The 19,819-nt window shown below is 59.5% G+C and carries 17 protein-coding genes; 9 read left to right on the plus strand and 8 right to left on the minus strand.

Going from position 1 to position 19,819, the window contains the following annotated elements:
- The first annotated feature begins 115 nt into the window (after positions 1–115).
- The 5 genes from DI396_RS03600 (at position 116) to DI396_RS03620 (ending at position 5,057) form a co-directional block, all read left to right on the plus strand.
- Positions 116–328 carry a hypothetical protein gene (locus DI396_RS03600; RefSeq protein WP_110794718.1) on the plus strand — a complete coding sequence of 71 codons (213 nt, stop codon included), beginning with the start codon at positions 116–118 and terminating at the stop codon, positions 326–328.
- A gap of 107 nt (positions 329–435) precedes the next feature.
- Positions 436–1,062 carry a glutathione S-transferase family protein gene (locus tag DI396_RS03605; RefSeq protein WP_110794719.1) on the plus strand — a complete coding sequence of 209 codons (627 nt, stop codon included), beginning with the start codon at positions 436–438 and terminating at the stop codon, positions 1,060–1,062.
- 50 nt (positions 1,063–1,112) lie between these two features.
- Complete coding sequence (locus DI396_RS03610; protein WP_110794720.1) at positions 1,113–2,324, plus strand: acetyl-CoA C-acetyltransferase; 1,212 nt, start codon at positions 1,113–1,115, stop codon at positions 2,322–2,324.
- A 67-nt stretch (positions 2,325–2,391) separates the two neighbouring features.
- A complete protein-coding gene (locus DI396_RS03615; protein WP_110794721.1) occupies positions 2,392–2,817 on the plus strand; it encodes a hypothetical protein in 426 nt (141 codons plus the stop codon).
- A 38-nt stretch (positions 2,818–2,855) separates the two neighbouring features.
- Positions 2,856–5,057 (plus strand): 3-hydroxyacyl-CoA dehydrogenase NAD-binding domain-containing protein, encoded by a 2,202-nt coding sequence (locus DI396_RS03620; protein WP_110794722.1) that lies wholly within the window; start codon positions 2,856–2,858, stop codon positions 5,055–5,057.
- A 284-nt stretch (positions 5,058–5,341) separates the two neighbouring features.
- Here DI396_RS03620 and DI396_RS03625 read toward each other — a convergent pair whose 3' ends face one another.
- Together DI396_RS03625 and DI396_RS03630 are read right to left on the minus strand one after the other, a co-directional pair.
- Positions 5,342–5,971, minus strand: coding sequence for a Hint domain-containing protein (locus DI396_RS03625; protein ID WP_162617136.1), 630 nt, complete (start codon positions 5,969–5,971; stop codon positions 5,342–5,344).
- A 268-nt stretch (positions 5,972–6,239) separates the two neighbouring features.
- The gene (locus tag DI396_RS03630; RefSeq protein WP_110794724.1) at positions 6,240–6,887 is read right to left on the minus strand and encodes a sulfotransferase family 2 domain-containing protein; all 648 of its coding nucleotides are present in this window, start codon (positions 6,885–6,887) and stop codon (positions 6,240–6,242) included.
- Between the two features lie 307 nt (positions 6,888–7,194).
- On the opposite strand from DI396_RS03630, the gene DI396_RS03635 reads away from it, so the two are divergent.
- Positions 7,195–8,823, plus strand: a complete 1,629-nt coding sequence (locus DI396_RS03635; protein ID WP_110794725.1) for an AMP-binding protein — start codon at positions 7,195–7,197, stop codon at positions 8,821–8,823.
- A gap of 105 nt (positions 8,824–8,928) precedes the next feature.
- Positions 8,929–9,954 (plus strand): hypothetical protein, encoded by a 1,026-nt coding sequence (locus DI396_RS03640; RefSeq protein WP_110794726.1) that lies wholly within the window; start codon positions 8,929–8,931, stop codon positions 9,952–9,954.
- Between the two features lie 213 nt (positions 9,955–10,167).
- On the opposite strand, the gene DI396_RS03645 is transcribed toward DI396_RS03640, so the two are convergent.
- The 6 genes from DI396_RS03645 to DI396_RS03665 all read right to left on the minus strand — a co-directional run bounded on the left by DI396_RS03645 (position 10,168) and on the right by DI396_RS03665 (position 16,265).
- Positions 10,168–11,562 carry an SPOR domain-containing protein gene (locus DI396_RS03645; RefSeq protein WP_162617137.1) on the minus strand — a complete coding sequence of 465 codons (1,395 nt, stop codon included), beginning with the start codon at positions 11,560–11,562 and terminating at the stop codon, positions 10,168–10,170.
- A 69-nt stretch (positions 11,563–11,631) separates the two neighbouring features.
- Complete coding sequence (upp, locus tag DI396_RS16565; RefSeq protein ID WP_204362782.1) at positions 11,632–12,261, minus strand: uracil phosphoribosyltransferase; 630 nt, start codon at positions 12,259–12,261, stop codon at positions 11,632–11,634.
- Complete coding sequence (locus tag DI396_RS16570; RefSeq protein ID WP_204362790.1) at positions 12,262–13,233, minus strand: adenosine deaminase; 972 nt, start codon at positions 13,231–13,233, stop codon at positions 12,262–12,264.
- Positions 13,234–13,328: 95 nt separating this feature from the next.
- The gene (locus DI396_RS03655) at positions 13,329–14,549 is read right to left on the minus strand and encodes a phosphopentomutase (protein WP_110794728.1); all 1,221 of its coding nucleotides are present in this window, start codon (positions 14,547–14,549) and stop codon (positions 13,329–13,331) included.
- Entirely contained in the window at positions 14,550–15,854 is a 1,305-nt protein-coding gene (locus DI396_RS03660) for a thymidine phosphorylase (protein ID WP_110794729.1), read from the minus strand.
- A 6-nt stretch (positions 15,855–15,860) separates the two neighbouring features.
- Positions 15,861–16,265, minus strand: a complete 405-nt coding sequence (locus DI396_RS03665) for a cytidine deaminase (RefSeq protein ID WP_110794730.1) — start codon at positions 16,263–16,265, stop codon at positions 15,861–15,863.
- A gap of 312 nt (positions 16,266–16,577) precedes the next feature.
- Here DI396_RS03665 and DI396_RS03670 point away from each other — a divergent pair, with 312 nt between their 5' ends.
- Both DI396_RS03670 and DI396_RS03675 read left to right on the plus strand, forming a co-directional pair.
- The gene (locus DI396_RS03670) at positions 16,578–18,857 is read left to right on the plus strand and encodes an NADP-dependent malic enzyme (protein ID WP_110794731.1); all 2,280 of its coding nucleotides are present in this window, start codon (positions 16,578–16,580) and stop codon (positions 18,855–18,857) included.
- Between the two features lie 28 nt (positions 18,858–18,885).
- Positions 18,886–19,722, plus strand: coding sequence for a hypothetical protein (locus tag DI396_RS03675; protein ID WP_110794732.1), 837 nt, complete (start codon positions 18,886–18,888; stop codon positions 19,720–19,722).
- Positions 19,723–19,819 lie beyond the last annotated feature (97 nt).

Here is a 19,819-nt window from a genome sequence, read left to right on the forward strand (position 1 = left end):
GGGGCGACGGCGGCGATGCCGTCTCCCCCCGCAAGGCGAAACAACCCACCCGTGATGCACCCTGCCGAGAATCGTGCTAAGCGAGCTTATCAGCCTCAACAGACCGGAGCGCCCCATGCCCAAACGCTTTCGCCTCTCCCGTCGCTTCAACGCCGCGATGACCGAAGACGGCTATCGCCGTTTAAAGAAATTCGCCGCCGAAGCCGGTTTGGACGAAGGCGAGGCATTGTCTTTCGTTTTTGAAAATTTTGACAGCATTTTGAACGAAGACACCTTTGGCCACAGGCTGCGGATATTTAACTCTGATTTAGAGGCGCGCAAAAAATAACCATGGGCCCAACGCTGCGGAATTCTGGACGCCGCAGAGCAGGCCGCGCACCATGGCGCATGAACAACACCGTCGCTCTGGAGGGAGCGGCATAAGGGGAGAGAAAGATGGCGATTGAACTGCATTGTTTTGGCGAAAGCGGTCATTCCTATAAGGCTGCGCTGACGCTGGAATTGTCCGGCCTTGAATGGAAACCGGTTTTCTTGGATTTCTTTCATGGTGCCAACCGCTCGGATGAATACCGCGCGATGAATGTCATGGCCGAAGCACCGGTGATGGTCGACGGTGATGTGACACTGAGCCAATCGGGGGTCATCCAACATTATATCGTCGAGAAAACCGGCAAAATGGGTGGCAAGACCAAGGAAGAGGAACGCGAGATCCTGCGCTGGATTTTGTGGGACAATCACAAATTGTCGTCGCAAGCCGGCATGCAGCGGTTCTTGATGAACTTCCTGCCAGAAGAAAAGCGCCCCGCAGAGGTGATCGCCTTCAACGCGGGTCGTCTCAAGGCCGCGCTTCAAACTCTGAACACGGCTTTGGAGGGCCGCGCGTGGCTCGTGGGCGATGATGTGACCATCGCGGATCTGACGTGCTGCGGCTATCTGTATTACCCCGAACCTTTCGGATTTGACCGCGCCGATTACCCGAACATCGATGCATGGCTCACCCGCATGAGCGACTTGCCCAATTGGCAACACCCCTATGATCTTATGCCCCGAAAGGCCGGTTAACAGCCGCCGGAACGGGCTCCGACATCCTCAGTTTCAAGGAGACCTGACGAATGACCGAAGCCTATATTTATGACGCCGTGCGCACCCCGCGCGGCAAAGGCCGCAAAGATGGATCGCTGCATGAGGTGACTGCTGTCGCCCTCAGCTCCAATGTCCTCAACGCGCTCAAAGAGCGCAACAACCTCGAAGGCCACGCGGTCGAAGACGTGATTTGGGGCAATGTCACCCAAGTGATGGAGCAAGGCGCCTGCCTTGCCCGCACCGCCGTTTTGGCCTCTGATCTTGATGAGCGCATTCCCGGCCTTTCGATCAACCGTTTTTGTGCCTCGGGCATGGAGGCGGTGAACCTTGCTGCCAACCAAGTCAAAGGCGGGGCCGGCATGGCCTATATCGCGGGCGGCGTGGAAATGATGAGCCGCGTGCCAATGGGATCGGACGGGGCCGCGATGGCCATCGATCCGACCGTGGCGATGGAACAGTATTTCGTCCCGCAAGGCATTTCCGCCGACATCATCGCCACCGAATATGGCTTCACCCGTGATCAAGTCGATGCATTGAGCGTTGAATCGCAGCGCCGCGCCGCAGCCGCATGGGCCGACAACCGGTTTGCCAAATCGATCGTCACCGTGCGCGATGTGAATGGCCTGCCGATCCTTGACCATGATGAATACATGCGTCCGGGCACCGATATGCAATCGCTTGGTGCGCTCAAGCCCGCGTTTAAAGACATGGGCGAAGTCATGCCCGGTTTCGACAAAGTGGCCTTGATGAAATACCCGCATCTGGAAGCGATCAACCACATCCACCACGCGGGCAACTCGTCCGGCATCGTCGATGGTTCGGCCGGCGTATTGATCGGCAACAAAGAGTTCGGCGAAAAATACGGTCTCAAGCCGCGTGCGCGCATCCGCGCCACCGCAAAGATCGGCACCGATCCGACCATCATGCTCACCGGCCCCGTGCCCGCGACGCAAAAGATTTTGGCCGACAGCGGCATGTCGATTTCCGACATCGACCTGTTTGAAGTCAACGAGGCCTTTGCTTCGGTGGTCTTGCGCTTCCAACAAGCATTTGACGTCGACCCCGCATTGGTCAACGTCAATGGCGGCTCGATCGCCATGGGCCACCCTCTTGGTGCGACCGGGGCAATCATCATCGGCACGCTTTTGGACGAGCTGGAGCGCTCGGGCAAAGAGGTCGGCCTTGCCACGCTGTGCATCGCGTCGGGCATGGGCGCCGCCACGATCATCGAGCGAGTGTAATCCCCATGCGCGCGCTTACATATCCGCCCAGAGCCTCACGGACCTGCGCAGCCATGCGGGGGCGCGCATGAAGACTTTATCCGATTTTCAAACCTGGCTCGATGAGATCACCCGCGCCTATACAACGGGGGACCGGGATGTGATCCGCCCCTACCTCGTTTTGCCGCTCACCATCGTGTCCACCAAGGGCACCGTGGTTCACAAGGACGAGGCCGGCATCAATCTCTATCTCGATTACTATCTCGAGAGCAGCAAGTTGCACGGCGTCACCGATGTCATTCGCTTGGCAAAAGAGCTTGGCCCTATGGGCGAGGGCCGTCTTTTGGGTGGCTACGAGAACCACTACCTGCGCGGGGCGAACTATATCACGCGGCCCTATATGTCCACGGTAGAGCTGCTGTTGGACGACGGGCGCTGGAAGATCGCGAAAATCAACTCGGAGGTGGAGCCGGTGCAATGGCGCTCCATCGCATCATTGCGGCAGCAAACCTAGCCGCCCTGTTATCAACCCACCCTTTGGGAGAGAGTTACATGACTGACTTTACAATGAAAAAAGAAAGCGACGGCGTCGCGATCATCACTTGGGATTGCCCAAATAAATCGATGAATGTGATGTCCACCGAAGCTTTGATGCATCTGGACGGATTGATCGACGATGCATTGGCCGACGAGGCCGTCAAAGGCATTGTCATCACCTCGGGCAAGAAAGATTTCGCCGGCGGCATGGATTTGAACGCCTTGGCCGATATGAAAAACGCGGCGGGTGACAACCCTGCCGAGGGCCTGTTCGAGGGCATTATGCAAATGCACGGCGCGCTGCGCAAAATCGAACGTGCGGGCATGGATGCCAAAACCAACAAAGGCGGCAAACCGATCGCTGCGGCCCTGCCCGGCACGGCGGCGGGCATCGGGCTTGAGCTGCCGCTCGCCACGCACCGGATTTTTGCCGCGGACAACCCCAAGGCCAAACTCGGCCTGCCGGAAATCCTTGTCGGGATTTTCCCCGGCGCGGGCGGCACCACGCGGTTGGTGCGCAAATTGGGCGTCATGGGCGCCTCGCAATATCTCTTGCAGGGCCAAATGGTCGCCCCGGCCAAGGCCAAAGCCGCAGGCATCATCGACGAGGTGGTGGCCGATCCGGTTGCCGCCGCGCGCGCATGGGTTTTGTCGGCCACCGATGCCGATATCCTCAAGCCGTGGGATGCGAAGGGCTATAAAATGCCCGGCGGCGCGCCCTATCACCCTGCCGGTTTCCAAACCATGGTCGGCGCAAACGCGATGGTCAACGGCCAGACCCAAGGCGCATTTCCTGCGGCCAAGGCGCTCTTGTCTGCGGTCTATGAAGGCGCAATGGTCCCCTTCGATACGGCCCTCAAAATCGAGGCACGCTGGTTCACCCATGTGTTGATGAACCCCTCGTCCGCCGCGATGATCCGTTCGCTTTTCCTCAACAAGGAAGCCTTGGAAAAAGGCGCGAACCGCCCCGAGGCCCCCGATCAACGGGTCAAAAAAGTGGGCGTCATGGGCGCCGGCATGATGGGTGCAGGCATTGCTCTGGTCTCGGCTTTGGCGGGTATTGAGGTCGTCCTGATCGACCAAAAACAAGAGGCCGCCGACAAGGGCAAAGCCTATTCCGAGGCCTATCTCGACAAAGGCATCGCGCGCAAGAAAGTCACCGCCGAAAAGAAAGAGGCGGTTTTGGGCCTGATCACGGCAACGACCGATTATGACGCGCTCAAAGACGCGGATTTGATCATCGAGGCGGTGTTCGAAGACCCTGCAATCAAAGCCGAAGTCACCAAGAACGTCGAAGCGGTGATCCCCGAAGATTGCATCTATGCCTCGAACACCTCGACCTTGCCGATCACCTCGCTGGCTGAAGCCTCAAAGCGCCCCGACCAATTCATCGGTATCCACTTTTTCTCGCCGGTCGAGAAAATGGCTTTGGTCGAGATCATCAAAGGCAAAGAAACCGGGCCGCGCGCCGTGGCCAAAGCGCTCGATTACGTGCGCCAGATCCGCAAAACGCCGATTGTCGTCAATGACGAGCGGTTCTTCTACGCCAACCGCTGCATCATCCCTTATCTCAACGAAGGTGTGCGGATGGTGACCGAAGGGGTCGCGCCAGCATTGGTCGACAATGCCGCGCGTCTTTTGGGCATGCCGGTCGGGCCGCTGCAATTGATGGATGAAACCTCGATCGATTTGGGCGTGAACATCGCCAAAGCAACCAAAGCCGCCTTGGGCGACGCCTATCCGGCCGATGCCAAACCGGTCGATGATTTGATGTTCGCCATGGTGGACGCGGGCCGGTCGGGCCGCAAAACCAAAGCCGGTTTCTTCAACTATGATGAAAAAGGCAAACGGTTGAACTATTGGGAAGGTCTTGCGGAACATTGCCCGCGTTTGGACGAACAACCCGATTTGATCGACGTGCAGCACCGTTTGATGTTCGCACAGGTTCTGGAGGCCGTGCGCGCCCTCGAAGAAGGTGTTCTCGAAGACATCCGCGAAGGCGATGTCGGTGCGATCCTCGGTTGGGGCTTTGCGCCTTGGTCCGGCGGTCCGTTCTCTTGGCTCGACATCATCGGCACGCCCTATGCCGCCGAACGTTGCGACCAATTGGCCGAGACATTCGGCCCGCGTTTTGCCTGCCCCGACCTGCTGCGTGAAATGGCCGATAAGGCGCAAAGCTTCTACGGACGCTTTGGCTCGAATGCCGCTGCGGCGTAACACCCCGCCACCCCCAAAACCAATAGGCGCATCCTTCGGGGTGCGCCTTTTTCGTCCTCGTTCAGAGGATATGATCGCCAGAGCACATCGCCCCCCGGGGATCCACCACCGATTGGGTGAATTCGCCGCCCGATCGCGCCTGCCGTGAGCAAACAGGCATCACCTGTGTAAAGGCACAGGCGCAAGCAAAAGGCGCGCCTCTTGCCAGACGCGCCAGATACTCGTTAACACGGCAAAACCCGATGGCCTGCCTCTATGCAGGACGCCTGATATCAAGCGGCGTGTTAGCCGACAGGCTGTGCGCGAGGCGCGCGTGCTTCGACGGCCGCGATTTCTGCCTCAATGTAACTCGCCAGCGCCAGCGCCTCTTGCATCGGCAACACATCATAAGCGGTTTTTTTCGGGGCCTCGAAGGCGTCGCGCAACAGGTCAGCCTCGGTAGGGCAAAAGAACAGCGCCCCGGAATTGGCAAAAACGATTTGATCTTCTTCAAAATGCAGGCTGATGATTTCCATTTCACGGTGGGGGAAAACCGGCGCGATATCGCGCAAGCCGACCAAGGCTTTGGCAGGGATCAACGCGAAGGGATCGCCCAACATTTCTTCGGCGGCATCGCTTTCGACCATCACGCCCTGGTTTGGCAAAAGATATGTCACCTCAACATTGCCAAGCGCATGTGCCGGCACTTCGAGCGGCCAAAACCGTTGCGGGCAGTCCATTTCACCATTCCACAATTTGCGGCGGGTGATGCCGGTCACGACCTGAAGCCCGCCATCAAAGGTCAAGACTTTGTCACCAACGGCAATGGCGTCGACACCGCGCCATCCGGATGATGTGGCGACTTTGGTTTCCGCCACGATGCCCGATTGCACGCCGACCGCGCCGCCATCATAGGCGCCGGTGGTCTCAGTCATACGTTTGCGGGTTCCCTCAAGAACCGATGACTTCCATCTAAACATTCTGTTCATCCCTTGTCCTGCCGATCTTCGCCGGCGATTTGAAAGCACGGGCCAGTGACAGCCACCCCGTCGTACGCAACATGTTTATTTGCGGTGATTCCAAAGGCTGGGCTTGGTCAATAAAATGGCGGGATTGGGGCATTTCTCCGAAATCTGGGATAAATAGCCGTATTTTTTGGGGATTGGGTCGCAAATGGACACAAAAATATGGTTAACCCGCCTTTTAGGTAAACGAGTAGTTAAACCGTGCGATGTCGGTCGCGCAGATCTCCGACAGGGTTTGCGCATCTGAGTCGGAGTAATAGCTACGGTAATCGGCGCGGCGGTCCGACGCATTGGCCTGTGGCAGCCTGAGCGCAAAACCAAGATGCGCTTCAAGGCGCGCCGCATCCTGGGCGACATGCTCCAACCGGATATAGGCATCACAGTGTTCGCTCCCGTCCGCCCCGCACATATACGAGGCGTAATGAGAGGCGCGCAGGTTGGCGGCGGTTTGCGGATGGTTCAAAAACCCGGTGAAACTCGACGCCTTGGCCAGATGCACCGCCGGATGATCAAAGTGCTGCCCTTGCAGCCAGTGGTAATAGCTGACCATCCGGTCCCACGGGTTGCGCACGAGGGTAAAGGTGAAAAACTCTGCCACCTCGGCAGGGGTGATCAACCCGTCCAAATCTGCCAAAGTCGAATGTTTCCAAATCCGCCCTGCGGCCCGTGCGTCCCGCAATTTGCCGCGCCGTTTGACGGCCTTGGGCGTATCACCTGCCATCACATCATCCTTCATCGCCCGCGCCTCAAGCGCCAAGGCCATCGCCGTGCCACCGGTTTTCGGGATGTGGATAAAAATGTAACGGCGTCCGCGCGAGATGATCATCCACCCAGAGTAGCGACAGAATACGCCGGCGCAATATCAGAGCCGCACGCCGGCGCACAACCTGCACCAAGCGGCGCATTGTGACAACATGCCGTTTTGTGATCTCATAAAATCGCGCTCCGACCCTATTACGAAGCCCCCGCGTCCGGGTGTGGCCTGCGCTCGTCCGTCGGTCTCGCCAAGGGGGTGGTTTATGGTGGCGTTGGACCAACAGCCGATCCACCCCGATCACCGTGGTTTCGGCCCCTTTTCAATCCCGGCATTCCGGCGCATTCTGCGCAGCGAAATTAGCGGAAGGAGAACGCCGATGGGCTGGCTGAAAGATGAAACCGGACTTGAAAAAACCCGCGCCAATTACACGGCGCTCACACCGCTGTCGTTTTTGCAGCGGGCAAAATTGGTCCACCCAACCCGCGAAGCAGTGGTTTACGGCAGCTTTCGCAAGACCTACGCCGAATATCATGACCGTGTGACACGGCTGGCCTCGGCGCTTGTCAAACTCGGGGTGAACCCCGGGGACGTGGTGGCCACGGTTCTGCCGAACCTGCCTGCACAGGCCGAAGCGCATTTTGCGGTGCCCGCTTGCGGCGCGGTTCTCAACGCCATCAACACGCGGCTCGAGCAAGACACCCTCACCTATATCCTGTCGCATGGTGAAGCCAAGGTGGTGCTGTGCGATCCGCAGTTCCTGCCCGTGGTTGCGGCAGCGATTGACGCGCTTGAGGGCAACAAACCCACCGTCATCGAAGTCGCCGATGATCAGGCCGGTGTTCATGCCCATGGGCATTACATGGAATATGAAGAATTGATCGCCACCGGCGACCCCGATTTTGAATGGATCATGCCAGAAGATGAATGGGAGAGCATCGCGCTCAATTATACCTCTGGCACCACGGGGCGGCCCAAAGGCGTGGTGTACCATCACCGCGGCGCATATCTAAACGCGATGGGGCAAATCCTCAGCTGGCGCATGGTGCTTTACCCGCGCTACTTGACCATCGTGCCGTTGTTCCATTGCAACGGTTGGTGTCACACATGGATGATGCCCGCACTGGGCGGCACGGTGATTTGTTGCCGCGACATCACGGCGCCGGCGATTTTCTCGGCCATTGCCGATGAGGGGGCCACGCATTTCGGCGGCGCGCCGATTGTTCTCAATATGTTGGTCAACGCGCCCGAAGATCAACGCCGCGCCTTTGATCACACGGTCGAGGTTTTCACCGCCGGCGCGCCCCCCGCCCCGGCCACGCTTGGCGCGATTGAAACCATGGGATTCAACGTCACACATGTGTATGGGTTGACCGAAACCTATGGGCCTGCCACCGAATGCACTTGGGACGAGGACCGCATGGGCCATTTGCAAGGCACGGCGCGCGCCGAGGCCAAATCACGCCAAGGCGTGCCGATGCCCGTGCATGAGGCGATCACGGTTCTCGATGAAAACCTTGAACAAACCCCGATGGATGGCAAAACCCAAGGGCAGATTTCCTTTCGCGGCAACGGTGTGATGAAAGGCTACTTCAAAAGCCCCGAGGCCACCGCCGAAGCGTTCAAAGGCGGGTGGTTCCATTCGGGCGACATCGCGGTGCAACACCCTGACAGCTACATGCAAATCTCCGACCGCGCCAAGGACATCATCATTTCCGGCGGTGAGAATATTTCATCGGTCGAAGTCGAAGCGGCGCTGATGAACCATCCTGCCGTATTGCTCTGTGCCGTGGTGGCCAAACCGGATGAAAAATGGGGCGAAGTGCCCTGTGCCTTTATCGAATTGAAGGATGGGACAACGGCAGAAGAAGCCGAAATGATCGGCTTTGCCCGCGAGCGGCTGGCCGGTTTCAAATGCCCCAAACGTGTGGTGTTTCAGGAGTTGCCGAAAACCTCGACCGGCAAGATTCAGAAATTTGAACTGCGCAGCATTGCCAAAACCTTATGAACCTGCGCGGGCGGCAGCACTTGTGTTTGCTGCCGCCCGCCACGGCGTGCTAGATTGGCGCAAACACGGCCACGACATGATGATAAGGCCAGAGCAGAAATATACATGACCGCACTGAAGAAATTTGACCGGATCGAGGCCGCTGGCCTTTGGCGCGAAAATCCGCAAGCCCAGCGCACCGAGGTGATCGTCTCGATCGGGGATGCGACCTTGGTGCTGACGGATCTGCGCGATGTGGCTCTGGCGCATTGGTCGTTGCCTGCTGTGATGCGCGCCAACCCCGGACAGGTGCCGGCGATTTTCCACCCCGATGGCGCCCCCGAAGAAACGCTTGAACTGGGCGACGACGCGATCGAAATGATCGAGGCGATCGAGATCCTGCGCAGCGCCATCGCCCGCCGCCGTCCGCGCCCAGGGCGGCTGCGGCTTATGGCAACGGTTTCGCTTTTTGCCGCAATTGGGGCACTTGGGGTATTTTGGTTGCCCGAAGCGAGCCTGCAACATGCGCTGAAGGTTGTACCGCAAGTGAAGCGCGCCGAAATTGGCGCGGCCCTGCTCAGCAATATCCGCCGTGTCGCCGGTGCGCCCTGCGCTGCGCCGCAAAGCGTCGACGCTCTCGCGCGTTTGGCGGCCCGCCTGCCCAGTCCCAACGGCAGCGGCAAACTGGTGGTTGTGCGCTCCGGCATCGAGATCAGCACCCATCTGCCGGGCGGCACGGTGATTTTGGGTCGTGGATTGGTCGAAGATTATGACCAACCGGATGTGGTCGCAGGCTATATCATCGCGGAACGCCTGCGCGGCGAAATGACCGATCCGCTGGAGCCGCTGCTTCGCGACGCGGGGCTTGTATCAACTTTCCGGCTGCTGCTGACGGGGGCGCTCAGCGATGCGGCGCTTAGTGACTATGCAGAAACGCTGCTCCGAAGCCCGCCTGTGGCTCTGCCCGATGCGACATTATTGGCAGGTTTCAAAGCGTGGTCGGTGCGCGCAACACCCTATGCGATGGCCGTTGATATCACCGGCGAGACAACGGCAGGATTGATCGAAAACGATCCCTACCGCATCGAAGCGCCTGCGCCGGTGATTACCGATGGCGATTGGCTGCGGGTGCAGGTGATCTGCGGCGGTTGAGCCGGCGGCGCCGGAAGTGGCCCGCTGCGCCCCCCTTGGGCGGGGCGCATAAGGCCCACGCCGGCTGCACGGCTCAGGCACAACGCGCGGCGCTCAGGCGTTGTTCGAGACCAATCCCCCGAACGCAGGAACCATCATCACCCAGTGTGCCATGGGTGGCACGGCCCCGGCCAATATGCGCCACCCTGTGTGTGCCGCCCCAACCGGAGTGCCCTAGCGTGAGAAGGCATCCTTGAACCCGGCTTTGCGCACGGCGAGAAGAGCCCCCTGCACATGGGAAGTGCTATCAAACGGCCCCGCCAAGACCACGGTCAACGCGTTAGATTTCCCCATCCGCACCGGAAGCCCCATCGCCGTGATTTTCGCCGCTGTGCGTGTGGCGTTGCCCCCATCACCAAAGCTGCCGACCTGCACATAGCTGTGGCCCGCAGATGCGGCGGATCGCCGTGTCGAAACCCGAGACACGGCGCTCTCACTGCGCCCCACGATGGTCGCCGAGGATTTCTTTTGTTGCGCCATTGAGGTGTAGGGATAGCGCAGAGCGGGGAATAATTTATTCACCACACGGCCATCACGCGCGTCATAAAGTTTGCGCGGCACGGTCTTGGTCCACCGCAGATCCATCGCCTGAACCCCGGCGACGGTTTGCTCGGCGCGGCGTGGGTTCAAACGATCATCGGTCCATGCGGCGCGGTATCCTTTGGGCGCCTTAATCTGCTCATGCCCCGCAGCACGGCGCATTTCATAAACATGACGCGGAATGATGCGGGTGTTGGGGTTAACGCTGTTCAACGGGATGGCGGCGGCCTCCGGTGCGGTCCGAACGGTCGCCACCCGGGATTTGGTATGCCCCGCCGTCGCGCCTGAAGCGCGCGCGACAATGCCCCGTTTTTGCGGGCCGCAGCGCACAGGCAGACCGGCACGCGAGGTGCCGACATATTGGGCGCTGATCGCCGAGGCCCCTTTGCAGGAGGGGGCGGCATTGGCGATCACAACGGGACGCGGCGCAGATTGCGGCGCAGCCAAGGCGCGCGGCGCGGGACGGACCACCTGCGGCGCGGGCGCGACAGGGCGCGGCATCGTCGAAATGGACGCCACGGTGCGCATCGGTTGCATCACCTTTTTGGTGGCGGTTTTTTGGGTTGCGGATTGCCTCACCCCCCGCTGCGCCGCAGGCTTGGGCTTGGCTGCAAACAAGGGGCGCGGCTTGGGGCGGGGCGTATCGGCCCCGCGGACGGAGGACGCCGCTTTCACCGCGCCTTCAGATGTGGATTTCACCTTGGCGGCATCCGCAGGCACGATTTGCACTGGCGCAGTGGCAGGCGCGGTGGCAATGGCGCGCCCCTGCCCGGCCGGCAAGGTGGGTTTAAATCCACATATCACCGTTCGGCTGCGCGACACGCGGGGCACCCAGGTGATATTGCCGTCCACGCCCGCGCGCATGAACACACAGCCACGGCTGTCGACATATTGATTGCCTTTGAAACTTTCTGGCGGAAACTCCGCCGGCAAAACTTCGTCTTTCAACGACAGTGATTTAGCAAATGCGCCACCCGTGCCTGCCATCATTGCGGCCACTAGGGCGGCGGTCACATATTTAGAAATCATAAGAGTGCCCCCACACATATGGAGGGCAGTCTGACGCAAAATGTGGACACAGTAAAGCGTGGATGTAGCCTATTTTGTGCCGAACATACGATCTCCGGCATCCCCAAGCCCCGGCACGATATAACCTTGATCGTCCAATTTTTCATCCACAGCAGCGGTGACAATCGGCACATCGGGGTGGGCCTCTTTCATCCGCGCCACGCCTTCGGGCGCGGCCAAAAGACACAAGAACAAGATATTCGTCGCGCCGGCCTCTTTCAATTTGTCGATCGCGGCCGCAGACGAATTGCCTGTCGCCAACATCGGATCGACTGCAATCACCAGACGCTCATCCAGATGGTCAGGGACTTTGAAGTAATATTCCACCGGTTGCAGGGTCTCTTCATCACGATACAGCCCGATAAACCCGATCCGTGCCGATGGGATCAATTCAAGCATCCCGTCGAGCAACCCGTTGCCTGCCCGCAGGATCGAAATCAACGCCAGTTTGCGCCCCGCTAAAACCGGCGCATCCATCGACTTGACCGGGGTTTCAATCGGTTTTGTCGTCATGGCCAGATCGCCGGTGACCTCATAGGCCAAAAGCTGGCTGATCTCGCGCAGCAACTGCCGGAAGACCGCCGTTGATGTCTGTTTTTCCCGCATCAAGGTCAGCTTATGTTGCACCAATGGGTGTTTGACGATTGTTAGATGGTCCATCTAATTGGTCTCCATTTGTTTTTTCAGGCGCGCACGCAACGGTTCGCTGCAAAATGCGGCTGCGATGGCGCTATGACCAAGGGCGCAGAACTCGGGAATTCCCCAACCAAAGCTTTTATTCAACTGCACGAATTCACCGGTCATGTCGGTATGGAAAAACGGCGGGTCATCGGTGCTGACCGTCACATTGACGCCGGCCTCTTGCAGGCGCTTGATCGGATGCGCCGCGATGTCGGGATAGAGGCCCAGCGCCACATTCGATCCGGGGCACACCTCGAGAACAATACCGCGTGCAGCGATTTCTTCGACCAAAGCCATATCCTCTATCGCGCGCACGCCATGACCGATGCGCACAACACGCAGGTCGCGGATGGCCTCGCGGATACTCTCTGGCCCGCCAAATTCGCCGGCATGGGTCGTCAATTTGAGATGCGCCTCGCGGGCCATGTCAAACGCATAGGCAAAATCTCCTTGATGGCCCATGGTTTCGTCGCCGCCCATGCCGAAACCGGTGATAAACTCACCCGCAGTTTCGGCGGCGCACAGCGCGCTGCGTTTGGCGGTCTCGGGGCCGAAATGGCGCACGGCGGTAACGATGCCGCGCAGGGTGATACCATGGGCCCGCTCTGCAATGCCTGCCGCATCCTCGATCGCCGCCAGATATTCGCGCCACGCCGAAACATCGCCGCCACCGCAAAAATCCGGCGACAAGAAGCTTTCACAGTAAATCACACCATGTTCCGCCGACTGCTCCAACACCGCAAGCGTCAGACGGTGGTAATCCTCCGGTGTTTTCAGAACCTGTGTGGCGGCCTCGTAAACCCGCAGAAAATCAGGGAAATCAGCATAAGCATAGCCGCCATCACGATCGAAAATGCCACTCAGGTTGACAGATTTCTCGCTGGCCAATTGCCGGATGAAATCCGGCGGTGCCGCGCCTTCATGATGCAGGTGCAGCTCACATTTCGGCATCCGGCGCACCGCATCCTCAAACAGATACTGCGCCTCTTCATCCAGTGGTGCCGCAGGATCACGCCCTGCCAAAGGATCGAATGGTTTTGGATCGCTCATAGAAAAGAGACTCCTTTGGCCTGACGCGACGGCGGGACGCCCAGATGCGCGGCAACGGTGACAGCAACATCTTCAAAGGCAATGTTACCGATAGGATGCGCGCCGCTTTCCCCAATGACCCGCGCCAGAACCGGAACGCGTTCACGGGTATGGTCCGTGCCCGACCAGGTCGGATCATTGCCATGATCGGCAGTAAAGATAAACAGGTCACCCTCGCGCGCCCCCGCAAAAATGCGCGGCAAATGCGCATCGAACCATTCCAGAGCATCCGCGTAGCCGGCCACATCACGGCGATGGCCGAAACGGCTGTCGAACTCGACGAAATTGGCAAAGGTGAGGCTGCCCTCTTCGGCCTCATGCGTCAGATCGACCAAATGTTCCATCAATTCGGCATCGGTGCCTTTTCGATTTTCGTCGATCCCTTGCATCGAGAAAATATCGCCAATTTTCCCAACCGCATAGACATGTTTTCCCGCCCCCTGCACCCAATCGCACAGGGTCGGGGCGGGCGGCGCTATGGCGTAATCATGACGGTTCTTGGTGCGGGTAAATCCGTTCTCGGGATCGCCCACAAAAGGACGCGCAATGACACGGCCCACGCGCATGTCGTGCACGATTGGCGCCATATGAGCACATAGATCGTAGAGGCGCGCCAAACCAAAGCTTTGCTCATGCGCGGCAATTTGGAGCACGCTGTCGGCCGAAGTGTAAAGGATCGGCCATCCGGTTTCCATATGCCGCGCGCCCTCGGCGGCGATGACATCGGTGCCCGAACCGTGGCGGTTATAAAGCGTGCCACCCGCCCCCGCCGCATGGGCCGCCTCGGCCATTACTGAATCCGGAAATGCGGGGTCTTTATCGGGGAAATAATGCCATTCCCATGGCACCGGAACACCGGCCAGCTCCCAATGGCCCGACGGCGTATCCTTGCCGCGCGACACCTCGGTGGCCGCGCCGAAATATCCCTGCGCCTCTGCGTTGGTCAAATCCGTGATCTTTGCGCCGCTGGCGACCTCTATCGCCTGCCCCAATCCCAATGCGGCGAGGCTCGGCAGCGTCATCGCGCCCCGCCCTGCCGTGCCATCCGCGCAGGCCCGTGCGATATGCGCCAAAGTATTCGCGCCGGTGTCGGGCAAGTCACCGTTAAAAAATTGATCCGCATCAGGCGCGCCGCCACATCCAACACTGTCCATTACGATGAAAAAGGCGCGCGGCATCTATCCGATCCTTTCATGGATCAGCGGCGGCAGATCCGGCGCCTCATCAGACAGGCAGACGGCTTTGTGCAGGGCCGCTTCGGCGGCCTGCGCCGCACCGGTACGGGCGGCATGAATACGCATGATGACCTGCCCCGCCTCGACGCGCGTGCCAAGCGGCACGATATCAGACACCCCCACGGCGGGATCAACCAGATCCGTTTCGACCTGCCGCCCACCGCCCAAAGCCACAACGGTCAACCCCATCGCCTCGCCGTCCATCGCCGCAACATATCCGGCGCGGGCGGCTTTGACCTCACGGATCACCGGAGCTTCGGGCAGGAAACGCCGCCATTGATCGGTAAACCCGCGCGGCCCGCCCATAACGGCAATCATCCGGCCCCAATGTTCGGCGGCCCGCCCCGACGACAGCGCGCGCGCCATCGCCTCGGTCCCCGCTTCGACATCTGCCGAAACACCGCAGGAGGCCAAGGCCACCCCGCCCAGCACGCAGGTGAGTTCGTGCAACGGCCCACCCGCCCCATCGCACAGCACCTCCATGCAAGCCGCGACCTCAAGCGCATTGCCGCAGGCGGGTGCCAAGGGTTGGCTCATGTCGGAAATCAACGCCGAGGTTTTGCAACCCGCAGCATTGGCGGTCTCAACCAAAGCGCACGCCAATGCGCGCGCATCCTCAGCGGTCTTCATAAACGCGCCTGATCCGGTTTTCACATCTAAAACAAGACCTTCGAGGCCCGCAGCCAGCTTTTTCGACAGGATCGAAGCGGTGATGAGATCAAGGCTTTCGACAGTGCCGGTGACATCGCGCACCGCATAAAGCCGCTTGTCAGCCGGCGCGATATCGCCACTGGCCGAGACGATGGCGCATCCGGCCTCGCCCACGACACGGCGAAACTGCGCTTCGGTCAGATCGGTGCGCACGCCGGGGATGGATTCGATTTTGTCGAGCGTGCCGCCGGTATGGCCAAGACCACGCCCGGAAATCATCGGCACATACACGCCGCAGGCCGCCAATGCCGGCGCGAGGATCAGGCTCACGCAATCGCCGACGCCGCCAGTGGAATGTTTGTCGACCACCGGCGCATCCATATCCCATGTCAACACATCACCGCTGTCACGCATCGCCAACGTCAGGCCGGTGCGCCCCGCATCGCCAAGCCCCTTGATCAAGGCCGCCATAGCAAAGGCGCCGGCTTGCGCGTCACTGACGGCGCCATCGGCAAGCCCCCGCGCGAACCAGCGCAGCGCGTCTTGGTCTAGGGGATCACCGTTGCGCAGGCGAACAAGAATCGTGCGGGCATCCATCGTGACTTAGGTCCGGTCCATATGGGTCGTGCTGAACGCACCGGGGAGCAATTCAGCCATGGTCATAACCAATTCGCGGCCCTCAAGAGTGCTCATGGTGATTTTGGCATCGCCTGTGGCAAATTCCGCCAGTTTTTGCCGGCACCCACCGCAAGGGGTCACCGGATGGGACGCATCGGCCACCACGAACATTTCGGTAAATTGCTGCGCGCCACTGGCGACCATGGCGGCGATTGCCCCGGCCTCGGCGCAGGTGCCTTCGGGATAGGCGACATTCTCGACGTTGCATCCGATGAACACTTCACCCGTAGGCGTGCGCAGGGCCGCGCCGACAGGAAAATTCGAATAAGGCGCATAGGCATGCTCACGCACCGCGAGGGCGGCTTTTTTCAGATCTTGTGTGTCGATCATGGGACTCTCCATACTTGGTCGTCGAGGTCGTGCCGAACTATCACCGGAGCCTGTCGCCTCGCGCGCAGATTTGCAAGCACCAGCCACAAGATTGCCCGCCGCACCGCCAAGATCTGCCCAATAGCAGCAGGCAGAGCGCATAATGGCAGATCCCGCCCCCATGCGCAGCACAGGGAAAACCACATTGTTTAACACTAAACTACATATGTGCAGGGCGTGACATCCGGTGTATAGACTCACCATGAATGACGGGCGGCGCGCGCGGATGCAACATCGCGTGAAACGGATGCGATTGCCCAAGGGAGAAAGACCATGACGCCATCAAACAACGACGGGCTGCGGCAGGCTGCGCTGGATTACCACGAATTCCCCAAGCCCGGAAAATTGGAGGTTCGCGCCACCAAACCCTTGGCCAACGGCCGCGATCTGGCCCGTGCCTATTCTCCCGGCGTGGCCGAAGCCTGCCTTGAAATCAAGGACGATGCGTCTCACGCCAGCCGGTTCACCGCGCGCGGCAACCTTGTGGCGGTGGTGACCAATGGCACGGCGGTTCTGGGCCTTGGCAATATTGGCGCATTGGCGTCGAAACCGGTGATGGAGGGCAAAGCGGTCCTGTTCAAAAAATTCGCCAACATCGATTGTTTCGATATTGAACTCGATGAACCGGACCCCGAAAAATTGGCCGATATCGTTTGCGCCATGGGGCCGACGTTTGGCGCGATCAATCTCGAAGACATCAAGGCGCCCGATTGTTTCGTGGTCGAAAAAATCTGCCGCGAGCGGATGAATATTCCGGTGTTTCATGACGACCAGCACGGCACCGCAATCGTCGTTGGCGCGGCCGCAACCAATGCCCTTCATGTCGCAGGAAAAACGTTTGAAGACATCAAAATCGTCTCGACCGGGGGCGGCGCGGCGGGGATTGCCTGTCTTAACATGCTGCTCAAACTGGGGGTGAAGCGCGAAAACATCTGGCTCTGTGATATTCATGGATTGGTCTATGAGGGCCGCGAGGTCGATATGAATCCACAAAAAGCCGCCTTTGCCCAAAACAGCGACCTGCGGACGTTGGACGATGTGATCGGCGGCGCGGATATGTTCCTTGGCTTGTCGGGACCGGGTGTTTTGACGCAAGAGATGGCGGCAAAGATGACCCCGCGCCCGATCATTTTTGCGCTTGCCAACCCAACGCCGGAGATTTTGCCGGACCTTGCCCGCGAAGTGCATCCAGATGCGATCATCGCCACGGGCCGCAGCGATTTCCCAAATCAGGTCAACAATGTGCTGTGTTTTCCGTTCATTTTCCGCGGCGCGCTCGACGTGGGAGCGACCGAAATCAATGACGAGATGCAAATCGCTTGCATCAATGGCATTGCCGCATTGGCCCGCGCCACCACCTCTGCCGAAGCCGCCGCCGCCTATCACGGCGAACAACTGACCTTTGGTGCCGATTACCTGATCCCGAAACCTTTTGATCCGCGCCTTGTGGGCATTGTCTCCTCTGCGGTAGCCCAAGCAGCAATGGACAGCGGCGTTGCCACCCGCCCGATCGAGGATATGAGCGCCTATAAGGCCAAGCTGAACCAATCGGTATTCAAATCCGCGCTGCTGATGCGGCCTGTGTTCGAGGCTGCCGCGACCGCCTCGCGCCGGATCGTTTTTGCCGAAGGAGAGGACGAACGCGTGCTGCGCACCGCACAGGCGGTTTTGGAAGAAACCACCGAGCAACCGATCCTGATCGGCCGCCCCGAGGTGATCCAACACCGCTGTGAACAGGCGGGGCTTTCGATCCGTCCTGGGCGGGATTTTTCCATCGTGAACCCCGAAAAAGACGAACGCTACCGCGATTATTGGGGAACCTATCATTCGATCATGGCGCGGCGCGGGGTGACGCCGGACCTGGCCAAGGCGATCATGCGCACCAATTCGACCGCGATTGCCGCCGTGATGGTCCACCGCGACGAAGCCGACAGCATGATCTGCGGCACATTCGGACAATATCTGTGGCATATGAACTATGTGACGCAGGTTTTGGGCACATCGGCGCTGCGGCCTGTCGGCGCATTGTCGTTGATGATCTTGGAAGATGGTCCGCTGTTTATTGCCGACACACATGTGCATGCCGAACCCACACCGGCGCAAATTGCCGATACGGTGATCGGTGCGGCGCGCCATGTCTTGCGCTTTGGCCGCACGCCGCGCATCGCGCTTTGCTCGCATAGCCAATTCGGCAATCTCGATTGCGATACCGGACGGCGGATGCGCGGTGCACTCGACATTCTCGACAGCGCACCGCGTGATTTCGCCTATGAAGGCGAGATGCATATCGATGCGGCACTGGACACCGACATACGGGCGCGGATTTTCCCCGACGACCGTTTGGGCGGCCCGGCGAATGTATTGGTGTTTGCCAATACCGACGCCGCCTCTGGCGTGCGCAACATCCTGAAAATGAAGGGGGGCGGGCTTGAAGTCGGGCCGATCCTGATGGGGATGGGAAACCGCGCCCATGTTGTCACCCAATCGATCACACCGCGCGGGTTGCTGAACATGGCAGCCATTGCCGGCACGCCCGTAGACCATTATGGGTAGGTAGACGCGGATTCTTAGGGGCTTTTTTATGGCCAATCTTGATGCCACGACGCCGCAGGGGCCAGCCCCCCTGCCGGTGATTGCCTGCTTCAAATGGGGCAAAGGCTACCCGACGATCTATACCAACGTGCTGTATCGGGCGCTTCGGGACATGTTGAAAACGCCGTTCCGCTTTGTCTGCATCACTGATTTCCCCGTAGGGCTCGACGATGGAATAGAAACCATCGACCTGCCGGAGTTCGCGATGGAGCGCGATAAGTGGAACCATGGCATGTGGCCCAAGCTGTGCATCTTTAAACCCGACCTGTTCGCGGCCGGCACGCCGGTTCTCATGATGGATGTAGATATTGTTGTGCTGCGGGATCTGACCCCGATCCTCGTCAAACTGCGCAACGAGGGCGGTGTGCATCTCATCGCGGATTGGCCCGATACGTTAGAGCGGTGGTTTCCCAAGATGTTTTACAAAGAGCGGCGGTCAAATTCGTCCTTTGTCGGGTTCATCGCCGGCGAGCAAACCCATATTTGGACGGCGTTTAAAGACGCCAAATCCGAGTATCTGTTTGCCCAAGCCCGCAATGATCAGGACTTCATCCATTTTCGCGCCAAAAACCGCGTGGCATGGCCGCTCGGTTGGGCTCTGAGTTTCAAGAAATCGCTGGCGTATCACGTGCCGATGAATTTCTGTCGTAAAATCCGCCGCCCCGATGACGCCTACGTTGTGGCGTTTCACGGTAAGCCCGACCCTAAAGATTTGGCGCAAGCTCCATTCAAGCGATGGGGCAGCCCCGAGAAATTCGGCTACTTTCCGGTCAAATGGGTTGAGACCTATTGGAATAAATACGCGGGCGACGATCACGCGGGTTAAACTTGCCGCCGGCGCCGCAAAGATATTTGCCGCAGACAGCATAGTGACAGCGCCTCCAAATGCGCGCAAAGTGTTAGCGCTGATTGTGTCAATCAGG

The organism is Litorivita pollutaquae (genome assembly GCF_003205515.1).
GTDB classification, from domain to species: Bacteria; Pseudomonadota; Alphaproteobacteria; order Rhodobacterales; family Rhodobacteraceae; genus Litorivita; species Litorivita pollutaquae.

What these genes read in the sequence shown, in the direction of transcription:
- upp (WP_204362782.1), bottom strand. Translation starts at nt 12,261, where the DNA reads ATGGACCATCTAACAATCGTCAAACACCCATTGGTGCAACATAAGCTG.
- DI396_RS03670 (WP_110794731.1), top strand. Translation starts at nt 16,578, where the DNA reads ATGACGCCATCAAACAACGACGGGCTGCGGCAGGCTGCGCTGGATTAC.
- DI396_RS03615 (WP_110794721.1), top strand. Translation starts at nt 2,392, where the DNA reads ATGAAGACTTTATCCGATTTTCAAACCTGGCTCGATGAGATCACCCGC.
- DI396_RS03630 (WP_110794724.1), bottom strand. Translation starts at nt 6,887, where the DNA reads ATGATCATCTCGCGCGGACGCCGTTACATTTTTATCCACATCCCGAAA.
- DI396_RS03605 (WP_110794719.1), top strand. Translation starts at nt 436, where the DNA reads ATGGCGATTGAACTGCATTGTTTTGGCGAAAGCGGTCATTCCTATAAG.
- DI396_RS03625 (WP_162617136.1), bottom strand. Translation starts at nt 5,971, where the DNA reads ATGACTGAGACCACCGGCGCCTATGATGGCGGCGCGGTCGGCGTGCAA.
- DI396_RS03600 (WP_110794718.1), top strand. Translation starts at nt 116, where the DNA reads ATGCCCAAACGCTTTCGCCTCTCCCGTCGCTTCAACGCCGCGATGACC.
- DI396_RS16570 (WP_204362790.1), bottom strand. Translation starts at nt 13,233, where the DNA reads ATGCCGAAATGTGAGCTGCACCTGCATCATGAAGGCGCGGCACCGCCG.
- DI396_RS03655 (WP_110794728.1), bottom strand. Translation starts at nt 14,549, where the DNA reads ATGCCGCGCGCCTTTTTCATCGTAATGGACAGTGTTGGATGTGGCGGC.
- DI396_RS03645 (WP_162617137.1), bottom strand. Translation starts at nt 11,562, where the DNA reads ATGATTTCTAAATATGTGACCGCCGCCCTAGTGGCCGCAATGATGGCA.
- DI396_RS03665 (WP_110794730.1), bottom strand. Translation starts at nt 16,265, where the DNA reads ATGATCGACACACAAGATCTGAAAAAAGCCGCCCTCGCGGTGCGTGAG.
- DI396_RS03610 (WP_110794720.1), top strand. Translation starts at nt 1,113, where the DNA reads ATGACCGAAGCCTATATTTATGACGCCGTGCGCACCCCGCGCGGCAAA.
- DI396_RS03620 (WP_110794722.1), top strand. Translation starts at nt 2,856, where the DNA reads ATGACTGACTTTACAATGAAAAAAGAAAGCGACGGCGTCGCGATCATC.
- DI396_RS03675 (WP_110794732.1), top strand. Translation starts at nt 18,886, where the DNA reads ATGGCCAATCTTGATGCCACGACGCCGCAGGGGCCAGCCCCCCTGCCG.
- DI396_RS03640 (WP_110794726.1), top strand. Translation starts at nt 8,929, where the DNA reads ATGACCGCACTGAAGAAATTTGACCGGATCGAGGCCGCTGGCCTTTGG.
- DI396_RS03635 (WP_110794725.1), top strand. Translation starts at nt 7,195, where the DNA reads ATGGGCTGGCTGAAAGATGAAACCGGACTTGAAAAAACCCGCGCCAAT.
- DI396_RS03660 (WP_110794729.1), bottom strand. Translation starts at nt 15,854, where the DNA reads ATGGATGCCCGCACGATTCTTGTTCGCCTGCGCAACGGTGATCCCCTA.